At 72.2% G+C, this 12,020-nt stretch carries 13 protein-coding genes and 1 riboswitch; of the genes, 9 read left to right on the plus strand and 4 right to left on the minus strand.

Annotated elements, in window-relative coordinates; genetic code table 11:
* Positions 1-252: 252 nt before the first annotated feature.
* Complete coding sequence (locus tag KUF83_RS11415; RefSeq protein WP_217454517.1) at positions 253-531, minus strand: type II toxin-antitoxin system Phd/YefM family antitoxin; 279 nt, start codon at positions 529-531, stop codon at positions 253-255.
* 70 nt (positions 532-601) lie between these two features.
* Here KUF83_RS11415 and KUF83_RS11420 point away from each other — a divergent pair, with 70 nt between their 5' ends.
* The 4 genes from KUF83_RS11420 to KUF83_RS11435 all read left to right on the plus strand — a co-directional run bounded on the left by KUF83_RS11420 (position 602) and on the right by KUF83_RS11435 (position 3,198).
* Complete coding sequence (locus KUF83_RS11420) at positions 602-1,237, plus strand: ATP-dependent Clp protease proteolytic subunit (protein WP_217454518.1); 636 nt, start codon at positions 602-604, stop codon at positions 1,235-1,237.
* 7 nt (positions 1,238-1,244) lie between these two features.
* Positions 1,245-1,553, plus strand: a complete 309-nt coding sequence (locus KUF83_RS11425) for a hypothetical protein (protein ID WP_217454519.1) — start codon at positions 1,245-1,247, stop codon at positions 1,551-1,553.
* A gap of 347 nt (positions 1,554-1,900) precedes the next feature.
* Positions 1,901-2,102: riboswitch (cyclic di-AMP (ydaO/yuaA leader) on the plus strand.
* Between the two features lie 3 nt (positions 2,103-2,105).
* Positions 2,106-2,579 carry a C40 family peptidase gene (locus KUF83_RS11430; RefSeq protein WP_217454520.1) on the plus strand — a complete coding sequence of 158 codons (474 nt, stop codon included), beginning with the start codon at positions 2,106-2,108 and terminating at the stop codon, positions 2,577-2,579.
* A gap of 91 nt (positions 2,580-2,670) precedes the next feature.
* On the plus strand, positions 2,671-3,198 hold the full coding sequence (locus KUF83_RS11435) for a DUF6328 family protein (RefSeq protein WP_217454521.1): 528 nt from the start codon (positions 2,671-2,673) through the stop codon (positions 3,196-3,198).
* A gap of 36 nt (positions 3,199-3,234) precedes the next feature.
* On the opposite strand, the gene KUF83_RS11440 is transcribed toward KUF83_RS11435, so the two are convergent.
* Entirely contained in the window at positions 3,235-3,678 is a 444-nt protein-coding gene (locus tag KUF83_RS11440; protein WP_217454522.1) for an ATP-binding protein, read from the minus strand.
* Between the two features lie 263 nt (positions 3,679-3,941).
* Between KUF83_RS11440 and KUF83_RS11445 the strand changes: the two genes are divergently transcribed.
* Together KUF83_RS11445 and KUF83_RS11450 are read left to right on the plus strand one after the other, a co-directional pair.
* A complete protein-coding gene (locus KUF83_RS11445; protein WP_217454523.1) occupies positions 3,942-4,799 on the plus strand; it encodes a helix-turn-helix transcriptional regulator in 858 nt (285 codons plus the stop codon).
* 9 nt (positions 4,800-4,808) lie between these two features.
* A complete protein-coding gene (locus KUF83_RS11450) occupies positions 4,809-5,033 on the plus strand; it encodes a DUF397 domain-containing protein (protein ID WP_217454524.1) in 225 nt (74 codons plus the stop codon).
* Here KUF83_RS11450 and KUF83_RS11455 read toward each other — a convergent pair.
* Entirely contained in the window at positions 5,014-6,153 is a 1,140-nt protein-coding gene (locus KUF83_RS11455; RefSeq protein WP_217454525.1) for an 8-amino-7-oxononanoate synthase, read from the minus strand. The genes KUF83_RS11450 and KUF83_RS11455 overlap by 20 nt on opposite strands.
* Before the next feature lie 236 nt (positions 6,154-6,389).
* Between KUF83_RS11455 and bioB the strand changes: the two genes are divergently transcribed.
* From bioB to bioD, 3 genes are read left to right on the plus strand one after another with little or no spacing between them, the layout of a single operon-like run.
* Positions 6,390-7,616 (plus strand): biotin synthase BioB, encoded by a 1,227-nt coding sequence (gene bioB, locus KUF83_RS11460; RefSeq protein WP_217454526.1) that lies wholly within the window; start codon positions 6,390-6,392, stop codon positions 7,614-7,616.
* Positions 7,609-8,904, plus strand: coding sequence for an adenosylmethionine--8-amino-7-oxononanoate transaminase (locus KUF83_RS11465; protein ID WP_217454527.1), 1,296 nt, complete (start codon positions 7,609-7,611; stop codon positions 8,902-8,904). Before bioB ends, KUF83_RS11465 begins: the two co-directional genes overlap by 8 nt.
* Position 8,905: 1 nt before the next feature.
* Positions 8,906-9,625, plus strand: a complete 720-nt coding sequence (gene bioD / locus KUF83_RS11470) for a dethiobiotin synthase (protein ID WP_217454528.1) — start codon at positions 8,906-8,908, stop codon at positions 9,623-9,625.
* A 12-nt stretch (positions 9,626-9,637) separates the two neighbouring features.
* Here the strand turns inward: bioD and KUF83_RS11475 are convergent, their stop codons facing one another.
* Positions 9,638-11,866, minus strand: a complete 2,229-nt coding sequence (locus KUF83_RS11475) for a helix-turn-helix transcriptional regulator (protein WP_217454529.1) — start codon at positions 11,864-11,866, stop codon at positions 9,638-9,640.
* Between the last annotated feature and the right edge of the window lie 154 nt (positions 11,867-12,020).

The raw sequence follows: 12,020 nt of genomic DNA on the forward strand, positions 1-12,020 counted from the left end.
ACCCGCCGGCACCCGCCCAGAACGGCCGTGCGCCCCCGCAGTAGCGGACGGGGGTGCACGGTCTTGTGCGTGCAGGGACCGGCAGCCGGGCGCACACCACGAACCGGGGGCCGCTCCTGAGCGGTCAGCGGTCCCGCCCGCCAGGACACACCACCGCTGGTCGCCACCCGCCTCAGCGTCGCGGGGAAGCGCGACCGGTCCCCGCTCACCAGCCCGCCCCGCGGCGACCAGCAACCGGCAACCGCCTCAGCCCTACGACGCGCCGGGCCCTCGATGTTCCGCTGCGATCCCGAACCGCTGGCGTTCGCGGGGAGCGGACGCGACCTCGCGGACCCCGGAGACCGAGCTGATCACCTGCTCGTCCCCCACCGCGTCGAGTTTCTCGAGTCGCTCCAGGTCAGCGGCTGACACCAGGGCGACAAGGGGCTTTCCGTGCCGCGTCACCACGACGCGTTCGGCGCCGTACACCACCCGGTTGATCAGGTCGGCGAGCTCAGCCCTGGCTTGCGTCACCGGAATCTCGTAGGCCATGCTCCCCATCATAACGTCATGTACGTCCTGTACATTTTTTACAGGACCTCATCCGGAGGAGGCGTGTGTCATGACCCGACCGTCCGCCCGCTACGTCCTGCCCCACTTCACCGAACGCACCAGTTCGGGGACGCTGACCATGGACCCGTACTCCAAGCTCCTCGAAGAGCGGATCGTGTTTCTCGGCACGCCGATCGACGACACGTCCGCGAACGACGTGATGGCGCAGTTCATGCACCTCGAGTACCAGGCGCCCGACCGGGACATCTCGCTCTACATCAACTCCCCGGGCGGCTCCTTCAGCGCCATGGCGGCCGTCTACGACACGATGCGCTTCGTCAGCTGCGAGGTGGAGACCATCTGCCTGGGGCAGGCCGCGTCGGCCGCGGCGGTGCTGCTGGCGGCCGGCACCCCGGGCAAGCGGTCCGCCCTGCCCGGCGCCCGCGTGCTGATCCACCAGCCGTCGCTCTCCGAGCCCGTCCAGGGGCAGGCGTCCGACCTGGCCATCCAGGCCGACGAACTGATGCGCACCCGCACCCGGCTGGAGGAGATGCTCGCGCTGCACACCGGCCGGAGCCGCGAGCAGGTGGGCGCGGACATCGAACGGGACAAGATCCTCGACGCCCCGGCAGCGCTGGAGTACGGCCTGATCGACCGGATCGTCCCGAGCCGCCGGGCGGCTCTCGGCACACCCGACGCGAGGTGAACCGCCGGTGCTCCCACCCGAGTTGCCCCCGCTGCCGGCGCTGACCCGGGCCGAGGCCGAGCTGATCGACCGTTACCTGGAGGTGGTGGACCTGCTCGGCCGGATCAACCCGGCGCACTCCGGCGACACCTACCGCGGACTGCGTGCGGCCCAGGCCCTGGTCGGCAGGGCCACCGCGCTGCGCGACGCCCTGACGCTGATGCACCAGCGGGGCGAGCACGAGGTGCACGCGCCGACCCTCGCGCGGGCCCTGCGCGTCCTGGACGGTGAGCGCCGGGCGGGCCGGGTCGCCCTGCCGCCCGGCTCCGGCACCTGACGCACAACCACCGGCCCGGCGTCGCGCAGGCATCTGACGAGGCGTCCGGGCAAGGGTTGAATCGGACCAAACGGTGTACCCCCGGACGGCGTAGACGGGGCTGCTTCTTCAGGCCCCCGGAACTTGCGCAGCGCGCGCACCACCAGGGCGGAACAACCCGTTCCGGTGCTGGTACGGGGGTCCCCGCCCCCTCGACGCCTTCACCTGGAGAGGGTCGTCCACCCGAACGGGTGAGTGGTGAGTAAGCCCACAAATCGCCGATTCCGCTCGGCTTTTGGGACATCAGTGCGTCAAGATCCCTTCCGACGACAAGACCCCGCCACAAGCGGCGGGGCGATCCGGGCGGACGCCGAGTCCTGCCGCCGCCCGGATGACAGGTCGACAGAAGTGGATCGGCAGGAGTGGAGGACCCAAGCACGACGGGTCGCCGGAACGGTCACGCCATGACCGGGCCGAGCAGCCCTTGGGGTGAAGCCGCAGCAGCGGCCGGGCAACTTCGCCAGCCCGAATCCGACAGGTCATCCTTCACAGGCGGCTGACGAAGGGTTGCGCATGACTGCGCTCAATCGTGTCCCGTCGCTGTTCACCAGGGCCGGTACCGCATCGGCTCTGACCATCGCCGCTGTCGGCGGCGGCATTGTGGCCCCGGGCTTCGCGTCCGGCGCGGAAGCGGCCACACCCGCGACGAAGGCACTTCAGGTGGCAGCCTCGAAGAAGGGCTCCCCGTACAAGTACGGAGCGGTGGGGCCCAAGCGCTTCGACTGCTCCGGCCTGACGCTCTACTCGTTCAAGAAGGCAGGCAAGAGCCTGCCCCGAACGGCTGCGGCGCAGTACAACAAGACGAACCACATCTCCGCTTCGAACCGGAAGCAGGGAGACCTCGTCTTCTTCCACTCCGGCCGGAACGTCTACCACGTCGGCATCTACGCCGGTAAGGGACGGATCTGGCACTCCCCGAAGACCGGGGAAGTGGTGAAGCTCCAGAAGATCTGGACGAAGAGCGTCTGGTACGGCCGGGTGAGGTGACCTGCCTGCGGGGTGGCCGCGGCGATCGCCGCTGTCACCCCGTGAGGGGCCGTGGCGTGATATTCGCGGCTGAACGGTTACTTGTTCACCTATGGCCGAACGTCACCACCACGAGGAGCGCAACGAGACCCGACTCGAGCGCGCCGACCGCAACTTCAACGAGCTCCTCCAGGAGCTGCGGGTCACGCAGACCGGCGTACAGATCCTCTTCGCCTTCCTGCTGACCCTCGCCTTCACCCCGCGGTTCCCCTCCCTCGACGAGATGCAGCGCGCCACGTACGTCACCACGCTGCTGCTGTCCGTTCTGGCCGCCGCCCTCTTCACCGCACCCGCCGCACTGCACCGCCGGCTCTTCCAGCAGGGCGCCAAGCCTCAGGTCGTGCACGTGTCGTCGCATCTCGCGCAGCTCGGCATGGCCACCCTCGCACTCGCCCTGTCCGGCTCCGTCCTGCTCGTCGTGGACGTGGCGGTGGACCGGGCCGAGGGCATCGCCGCGGGCGCGGCCACTCTGGTCGTGTGCACCGGCCTGTGGGCCGTCATGCCCTACCTGGTGAAGCGCGCCACCGTCAAAGGCGCGAACGGGAAGGACCCGGACGAGGACGGCTCGGACGACGGGTAGCTCAGGCCGGCGTCCCCGGCTTCGGAGGGGACAGGTTCAGTCCGCCGGTACCGGCGCCACCGGAACGGTCCAGGGCAACATGATCGAGACCGTCTTTCCGCCCTCCCTCGTGGGGCGGACCGTGAGCTTGCCACCGCACTCGGCGGTGAGCCAGCGGACGATCACCATGCCGCGGCCGTTGTCCTGCTGGACCGCCGCGGGCAGCCGTTTGGGAAAGCGCGGGTGGCTGTCGGTCACGCCGATGCGCAGTTGTTCGTCACGGTCGAGCGCGATGTCCACCGTGAAGGTGGGTGACTGCCCGAACGTGTGCTGTACGGCGTTCGTGGCAAGCTCCGAGACGATGAGCCGGACGGTGTCGGCGGCCTCCGAGCCGGACGGGAGCCCCCATTCGGCCAGGACGTCGGTGACGTACGTGCGGGCGGCGTGGACCGAGGCGGGATCGCTCGGCAGAGTGACGGATGCTTCCTGGTGATCTGCCATGGCGACGTCGTCCCTTTCCCCACGGGACCGGAGTCCGACACGAAGCGGTTGATTCGAGTACGGTCCCGGACTGGTGCTTGCGCCAGAGTGCCACTACCTCGCCGTTCACGGTGCCGATCCACCAAGATATGCATATATCTGTCGCTCGAAGCGGTGAACTCTACGACGGTCGACCGTATTTGGGCGGGCCGCCGATTCGTCCTCTACCGTCGGCGTGATGCCGGACGTCATAGCGTCGGCGCGACGGTCGGAAGGAGACGGCCATGCAGTACGGTCCCGCGGTGCGCCGACGGAAACTCGGCGCCGAACTGCGCGCCCTGCGCGCCCTCGCGGGCCTCACGAGCGGTGAGGCGGCCCGGCTCGTCGGCTGGCACCAGTCGAAGGTGAGCCGGATCGAGACCGGCCGCAGCGGGGTCAAGCCCGCGGACGTACGGCTGCTCCTGGACGCGTACGACGTCCGGGACGTGGAGCTGCACGAGTTGCTCGTCGCGCTGGCGGGCTCGGACGACGACGGCCGACAGCACTGGTGGCGTGCCTACCGGGGGCTTCTGCCGTCCACGTACAGCGACTTCATCAGTCTGGAGTCGCAGGCCGGCGTGATGCGCACGCTGGAGAACTCGGTCGTGCCGGGGCTCCTGCAGACACCGGAGTACGCCCGCGAGGTGACGCGCGCCGCCTTGGACGGGGCGCCGGACAGCAAGGTCGACGCGCTGGTGGAGGTGCGCCTCGCCCGCCAGGACGTCCTGCGTTCGAATCCACCGCTCCGGCTGAGCGCCGTCCTCGACGAGGCGGTGCTCCGGCGAGCAGTGGGTGGACCGGAGGTCATGGCACGGCAGTTGGAGCGGCTCCGCGAGGCCGCGCACCTCCCCCACGTGCGGATTCAGGTGCTGCCGTTCGGAGTTGGGGCCCACATCGGAGTCACTGGGCCCTTTGTTATTTTTTCGTTTCCGAGCAAATCTGATCTGGATGTGGTTGTTCTCGACCACTTGACGAGTAGCCTCTACCTCGAACGGAAAGAAGAACTCCAGGCCTACAGCGAGGCCTTCGACTCCCTTCAGGTCCACGCCCTTTCGCCCGAGGACACGTTGGATTTCATCGCCGGTGTAGCTGACGGCGCATAAGGAGGCACCATGCCCGCCATGCCTCGGTACGTACCTTCCAGCACCCATCTGCACGGTGTGCGGTGGCAGCGCAGCAGCCGCAGCACGGGAATGAACAACTGCGTCGAGACGGCCCGTCCGGGCTCCGGCCCGTGGGCCGGTCTGCTCGCGGTACGGGACTCCAAGAACACGCCGGGTCCCGCCCTGCTCTTCGCCCCCGCAGCCTGGGAGGGCTTTATCGCCGCGCTTCGCTGATCACGCGCACGGCTCGGTCGACCTGTCCGTCGGTGAGGTCCGCGCGGGCGGTGAGCCGCAGCCGTGAGATGCCGTCCGGTACCGACGGGGGACGGAAACAGCCGACGGCCAGTCCCGCCGCACGGCAGTCCGCGGCCCAGCGGACCGCCTGCTCCGGGGAGGGAGCGCGCACGGAGACGACCGCGGCGTCCGGCCGTACGGCTTCGAGCCCCTCGGCCGTCAGCCGTTCGTACAGAGCTGTCGCCACCGCACGCGCGCGTGCGGCCCGCTCCGGCTCCCGGCCCAGCAGACGCAGGGCCGCCAGGGCCGCGCCCGCGGCAGCGGGGGCCAGACCGGTGTCGAAGATGAAGGTGCGGGCCGCGTTCACCAGGTGGTCGATGACGTGGGCCGGTCCGAGGACGGCACCGCCCTGGCTGCCGAGGGACTTCGACAGCGTGACGGTGGTGACGACGTCGGGCGCGCCCGCGAGTCCCGCCGCCCACGCGGCGCCCCGTCCGCCGTCGCCGAGGACGCCCAGACCGTGCGCGTCGTCCATGACCAGGGCCGCGCCGGACGCCCGGCAGGCGGCGGCCAGGCCCGCCAGCGGGGCCGCGTCGCCGTCCACCGAGAAGACCGTGTCGGAGACGACGATCGCGGGCCCGGCGGCATGCGTGTCCAGCGCCTTGCGCACCGCCTCGGGGTCCGCGTGCGCGACGACCTGGGTGGTGCCGCGCGCGAGACGGCAGCCGTCGATCAGTGAGGCGTGGTTGCCGGCGTCGGAGACGATGAGGGAGCCGTGCGGCGCCAGCGCGGTGACGGCGGCGAGGTTGGCCGCGTACCCCGAGGAGAAGACGAGGGCGGACTCGAAGCCGCAGAATCCGGCCAGCTCGCGTTCGAGTTCCGCGTGCAGTTCCGTGGAGCCGCTGACGAGCCGGGAGCCGGTGGCGCCGCCGCCCCACGTGCGGGCGGCCCGGGCGGCGGCCTCCGTGACCTCGGGGTGCCGGGCCAGGCCCAGATAGTCGTTCCCCGCAAGGTCGAGCAGCGCGGAGTCGGCGGGGCGCGGCCGCAGGGTGCGGACCAGTCCGGCCCGGTGGCGCGCCCTCGCCTGCTCGTCGATCCACTCGAACGGCGATCGCGCCATGTCTCCTCCGGGCCATGCGGTGCGGATGTGCGGGTGTGCCGGTGTGTGCGGGTGTTGCATGGGGTGCCGACACATGACGTAACGCCCGGCGGCTCCCACTGCCTTTTGTAGGCAACGCACAGACCCTAGCCGGACCACCAGCGGCCCATGATGTGGCAATACCCACACCTCGAACCGTCTCTGTTGTCCGGTCCCTCCTTGGCCCGGTGCGGTCCGATAGGCCAGGATCGGACCTCATGGACCTGCTGAACACGCTGGTGGACAAGGGGCTTCGGCGCGAGCTGCCGACCCGCGACGAGGCGCTGGCCGTGCTGGCCACCTCCGACGACGAACTCCTCGATGTGGTGGCCGCGGCCGGCAAGGTACGCCGGCAGTGGTTCGGCCGACGGGTGAAACTCAACTACCTCGTCAACCTGAAGTCGGGCCTGTGCCCCGAGGACTGCTCGTACTGCTCGCAGCGGCTCGGTTCCAAAGCCGGCATCCTCAAGTACACCTGGCTCAAGCCCGACCAGGCTTCCGAGGCCGCGGCCGCCGGGCTCGCGGGCGGTGCCAAGCGGGTCTGTCTGGTGGCGAGCGGACGCGGTCCCACCGACCGGGACGTCGACCGGGTCTCGGACACCATCAAGGCGATCAAGGACCGGCACGACGGCGTGGAGGTGTGCGCCTGCCTCGGTCTCCTGTCGGACGGCCAGGCCGAGCGGCTGCGCGAGGCGGGCGCCGACGCCTACAACCACAACCTCAACACGTCCGAGGGGACGTACGAGGCGATCACCACGACCCACACGTACGCCGACCGCGTGGACACGGTCCAGAAGGCGCATGCCGCGGGTCTGTCCGCCTGCTCCGGGCTGATCGCGGGCATGGGCGAGAGCGACGAGGACCTCGTCGACGTCGTGTACGCCCTGCGGGAGCTCGACCCGGACTCGGTCCCGGTCAACTTCCTGATCCCGTTCGAGGGCACCCCGCTGGCCAAGGAGTGGAACCTCACCCCTCAGCGCTGTCTGCGCATCCTCGCGATGGTCCGCTTCGTCTGCCCGGACGCCGAGGTGCGGATCGCGGGCGGCCGCGAGGTGCATCTCCGTACGATGCAGCCCCTCGCCCTGCACCTCGCCAACTCGATCTTCCTCGGTGACTACCTGACGAGCGAGGGACAGGCGGGCAGGGCGGACCTGGACATGATCGCGGACGCCGGGTTCGAGGTGGAGGGCGCCGGCGAGGTGACGCTCCCGGAGCACCGGGCCGCGGCGGGCGCGGGCTGCGGTTCCCGCGCCGAGACCGGATGCGGCTCGCACGCGGAGACCGACGCGGGCTGCGGCTCGCACGAGGGCGGCGGATGCGGCCCCTGCGGTCCGGCCGCCGCCGAGCCGGCACCGGCCGGCACGCGGGTCCCCGCCGAGGCCCGGACGGACCTAGTCGCGGTACGCCGCCGCGGTGCCGGAACGGATCTCGCCCCCAATGCCTGACCCGCACGTCCCGGGCCTGTCCGTGCCCGAACTCCTGGAGCTCGACCGGCGGCACGTCTGGCATCCCTACGGGCCGATGCCCGGCCGGCAGGAACCCCTGGTCGTGGAGTCGGCGAGCGGGGTGCGGCTGCGGCTGGCCGGCGCCCGGGACGAGCTGATCGACGGCATGTCCTCCTGGTGGTCGGCGATCCACGGCTACAACCACCCGGCGCTCAACGAGGCGGCCCGCGACCAGCTGGGGCGGATGAGCCATGTGATGTTCGGCGGGCTCACCCACGAGCCCGCCGTACGACTGGCGAAGCGTCTTGTCGACATGTCTCCCGAAGGGCTGGAGCATGTCTTCCTGGCCGACTCCGGATCGGTGTCCGTCGAGGTCGCGGTCAAGATGTGCCTCCAGCACTGGCGTTCGCTCGGGCGGCCGGGCAAGCAGCGCCTGCTGACCTGGCGCGGCGGCTATCACGGGGACACCTGGCAGCCGATGTCGGTGTGCGACCCCGAGGGCGGGATGCACGAGCTGTGGCAGGGCGTGCTCCAGCGCCAGGTGTTCGCGGACGCACCGCCGGCCGCGTACGAGGAGTCGTACGCCGACCATCTGCGTGCGCTGATCGAGCGGCACGCGCACGAGCTGGCGGCCGTGATCGTGGAGCCCGTGGTGCAGGGTGCGGGCGGGATGCGGTTCCACTCCCCCGCGTATCTGAGGGTCCTGCGCGAGGCGTGCGACGCCCACGACGTGCTGCTCGTGTTCGACGAGATCGCCACGGGCTTCGGACGTACGGGGACCCTGTTCGCGGCCGGGCACGCGGGTGTGACGCCCGATGTGATGTGTGTGGGCAAGGCGCTGACCGGCGGATACATGACGATGGCGGCCACGCTGTGCACCTCGCGGGTGGCGGAGGGCATCTCGCGGGGCGAGGTGCCGGTCCTCGCCCACGGTCCGACCTTCATGGGCAATCCGCTCGCCGCCGCGGTGGCCTGTGCCTCGATCGACCTCCTGCTCGGCCAGGACTGGCAGACCGAGGTCAAACGCATCGAGGCGGGGCTGCGGGACGGGCTCGCTCCGGCGGCACGACTGCCGGGCGTCAGGGATGTGCGCGTGCTCGGGGCCATCGGGGTCGTACAGCTGGACCACGATGTCGACATGGCGGCAGCGACCCGGGCGGCGGTGCGCGAGGGCGTGTGGCTGCGGCCGTTCAGGGACCTCGTCTACACGATGCCGCCGTACGTCACCGGGCACGCCGACCTGGCGCGGATCACGGCGGCCGTGTGCGCGGCGGCGCGGGAGGGCTGACATGACGGTGCTGGTGATCACGGGAACGGGTACGGAGGTCGGCAAGACCGTCACGACCGCCGCCGTCGCCGCGGCGGCCGTCGCGGCCGGGCTGTCGGTGGCCGTGCTCAAGCCCGCGCAGACAGGTGTGGTGCCGGGTGAGCGCGGGGACGCCGACGAGGTGGCACGGCTCGCGGGCGCGGTGACGTCCGTCGAACTCGCCCGCTATCCGGAGCCGTTGGCGCCCGCCACGGCGGCCCGGCGGTCCGGTCTCGCGCCGGTGCGGCCCCAGGAGGTGGCTGAGGCCGCGGGCAAGCTGGCCGCGTCGCACGATCTCGTGCTGGTCGAAGGGGCGGGCGGGCTGCTCGTACGGTTCGACGACGAGGGCGGCACGCTCGCGGACGCCGCGCTGCTGCTGGACGCGCCGGTGCTGGTGGTGGCCCCTGCCGGGCTCGGCACGCTCAACACGACGGAGCTCACCGCCCGTGAACTGCGGTTCCGTCGGCTCGACCTGCTCGGCGTCGTCGTGGGCAGCTGGCCGGACGAGCCCGATCTCGCGTCGCGTTGCAACCTCGCCGATCTTCCCGTGGTGGCGGGGGCGCCTCTGCTGGGCGCCCTGCCCGGGGGCGCCGGGCGACTTCCCGCCGCCGACTTCCGCGCGAGCGCGGGCAGTTGGCTGGCGCCGCGTCTGTGGGGCACGTGGGACGCGGAGACCTTCGCGGCGGAGCGGACCGGGGGCTGACCCCCCTCCGGCTCAGTCCTCCGAGGCCAGGAGACGGACCAGTTCGATGCGTGAGCGGATGCCGAGACGAGTGAAGACGCCGCGCAGGTGATGGTCGATGGTGCGGGGGCTGAGCAGCAGGCGGGACGCGATCTCCCGGTTGGTGGCGCCCTCGGCGGCCATGCGGGCCACCATCAGCTGCTGGGCGGTGAGGACGGTGGCCAGGGGCCGTGCGGCGGTCTGGGGCCGGGCCGGTTCGCCCAGTGCGCGCAGCTCGGCCCGGGCCTGGGCCGCGCAGTGCGGGGAGCCGAAGTGCTCGAAGGCCTCGAGGGCGCTGTGCAGCCGGTCACGGGCCTCCGTACGGTTGCGCAGCCGGCGCAGGGCGCTGCCGAACAGGAGTTCCGTACGGGCGCGTTCGAAGTCCCGGGTGCCGCCGGCGTGGAGGCCGAGAGCGGTCCGGTAGTGGTCGGCGGCGTCGTGGCCGGTGGCCAGCAGGGCCCGGCAGCGGGCGCTCAGGGCCAGGTCGTCGGGGCTGCGGACGGCCCTCGCCCAGCGGTCGTAGTCGGCGTGGGCGGCGCGCGCGACCCGGGTGTCCCCCGTGCGGACGGCGGCTTCCACGTAGTGCGGGGTGGCGAGGTGGCGGACGGCCCGGTGCCCGTGCCCGGGGCCGAATCCGGCGAGCGCCCGCAGCCGGGACGCGGAGGCCGCGTACCGGCCCGTGCTGAGGTCGAGGAAGGCGAGCGCCCACAGGGCGAGGGCGGCGGGGAGACCGAGGCCGCGTTCCAGGGCGTGAGTGCGGGCGGCCTCGGCGCGGGCCCGGCAGAGTTCCTCGTCGCCGGTGACGGCCGCGAACATGGCGAGGGCCGCCTGGAGGTGACAGGCCCCGTTGTCCTGTCCGGTGGCGTACGACTGCCGCAGGGCGTCCAGCGCGGCGGCTCCGGCGGATCGGGGACGGCCGGTCCAGAATTCGGCGTACGCCCGGAACTCCATGGCCTGCGGAACGGCCGCGGGCTCGCCCATGGCGCGGGCCGAGGCGGCGGCCCCGACTGCCGCGGCCGCGGCGCGGGTGTGGTCGCCGAGCAGCAGCGCGGCGATCGAGGCGTGGATCAGCGAGGTGGGGTCGCCGCCGGGCCCGCAGCGCCCGGCGGCGGCCTTCAACAGGTCGCGGGCGTCCTCGTAGCGCCCGTCGAACGCCGCGGCCAGTCCTCCCAGCGTGCCCGGGGGGACGATCCCGAGCCGGTCGGCGACCGCCGCGGCCTCCCGGCAGCGGCGCAGGTCACCGGTGTAGACGGCGGCTTCGGTGGCACGTGCCAGCAGGTGCGCCGAGGCGTCGGCAGCGGCGGGGAAAACCACCCGGCTGCCGCCGGCGCCCTCGATCAGCGCGCCTTTGACCGTGCGGTCGGACGGGGCGCCCGTGCTCGCTTCCGCCCCTGTCGCCATGCCCCTCTCCATGCCCCTCTCCGCGCCGCGCTCGGCGCTTCGCTCCGCTCCCGCGAGGAGCGCGTCGAACGCCTCCGTGGCGTTCCCCGCGCGTAGAGCGAGCAGTCCGTTCAGCCCGTCGATGTTCCCGTGGGAGGCCAGGCGACGCGCCCGGTCGCCGTCGCCGGAGCGCCAGGCGTCGGCGGCGGCGCGGGCCAGCAGGCGCGGACGTTCCCGCGGGTCCGGAATCAGCTCGGCCGCCCGTTCGAGGAGTACGCAGGCCAGCGCGTGTTCCCCGGCGGCGCGCGCCTCGTGCGCCGAGGCGCGCAGTTCCGCCGCGAGACGCCGGCTGGGACCGAGCGCCGCCGCGGCCCGGTGCCAGGACCGGCGGGGTGCCTCGCCCTCGCCGCGCAGGACCCGGGCGAGGAGCCGGTGCGTCTCGCGCCGGTCCACGGCGGAGACGGTCTCGTAGGCGGCGATGCGGGTCCAAGGATCCCGGAACACGACTCCACCGGACGTCGCTCTGGCGAGCCCTGCCGCCTCCGCGTCGTCGAGAGGGCCGGTGTCGAGCCGGGCCGCGGTCACCGCGCGCTGGTAGGCGTGCGTGGCGACCGGGTGCTGGTCGGCGGCGGCGATCAGCAGCAGGCGCCGGGTGTCGGGCGGGAGCGAGCGGAACTCCGGCCGGAGGGACCGCAGGAGGCCGGGCACCACGGTGACGGGGTCGGCCGGCAGCGGTTCGAGACCGGCCAGTTGGCGCTCGTCGAGGACCGCCGTGAGTTCGGCGGCGGCGAGCGGATCGCCGTGCACGGCGCGCAGCACCCGTATCCGGACGCCTTCGGGCATCGGCGTTCGCGCGGGCGTCCGCGCCACGCCGCCCGGCTGTTTCGGAGCGTGCGTCAGGGACGGTGGCGGATGCTGCGGGAGAGGCGGGGGGTTCACCGAAGTCACCACGCCTTTCACGTTACTGGCGAGTTAAGTGGTGCGTAAAGACCGGCGA

The sequence above is a fragment of the Streptomyces sp. BV286 genome (assembly GCF_019090165.1).
Lineage (GTDB): Bacteria > Actinomycetota > Actinomycetes > Streptomycetales > Streptomycetaceae > Streptomyces.

Coding starts and splice junctions, on each gene's coding strand:
- KUF83_RS11455 (WP_217454525.1), bottom strand. CDS start 6,153: ATGGCGCGATCGCCGTTCGAGTGGATCGACGAGCAGGCGAGGGCGCGC.
- KUF83_RS11430 (WP_217454520.1), top strand. CDS start 2,106: ATGACTGCGCTCAATCGTGTCCCGTCGCTGTTCACCAGGGCCGGTACC.
- KUF83_RS11440 (WP_217454522.1), bottom strand. CDS start 3,678: ATGGCAGATCACCAGGAAGCATCCGTCACTCTGCCGAGCGATCCCGCC.
- KUF83_RS11445 (WP_217454523.1), top strand. CDS start 3,942: ATGCAGTACGGTCCCGCGGTGCGCCGACGGAAACTCGGCGCCGAACTG.
- KUF83_RS11415 (WP_217454517.1), bottom strand. CDS start 531: ATGGCCTACGAGATTCCGGTGACGCAAGCCAGGGCTGAGCTCGCCGAC.
- bioD (WP_217454528.1), top strand. CDS start 8,906: ATGACGGTGCTGGTGATCACGGGAACGGGTACGGAGGTCGGCAAGACC.
- KUF83_RS11475 (WP_217454529.1), bottom strand. CDS start 11,866: ATGCCCGAAGGCGTCCGGATACGGGTGCTGCGCGCCGTGCACGGCGAT.
- KUF83_RS11435 (WP_217454521.1), top strand. CDS start 2,671: ATGGCCGAACGTCACCACCACGAGGAGCGCAACGAGACCCGACTCGAG.
- KUF83_RS11420 (WP_217454518.1), top strand. CDS start 602: ATGACCCGACCGTCCGCCCGCTACGTCCTGCCCCACTTCACCGAACGC.
- KUF83_RS11450 (WP_217454524.1), top strand. CDS start 4,809: ATGCCCGCCATGCCTCGGTACGTACCTTCCAGCACCCATCTGCACGGT.
- KUF83_RS11465 (WP_217454527.1), top strand. CDS start 7,609: ATGCCTGACCCGCACGTCCCGGGCCTGTCCGTGCCCGAACTCCTGGAG.
- bioB (WP_217454526.1), top strand. CDS start 6,390: ATGGACCTGCTGAACACGCTGGTGGACAAGGGGCTTCGGCGCGAGCTG.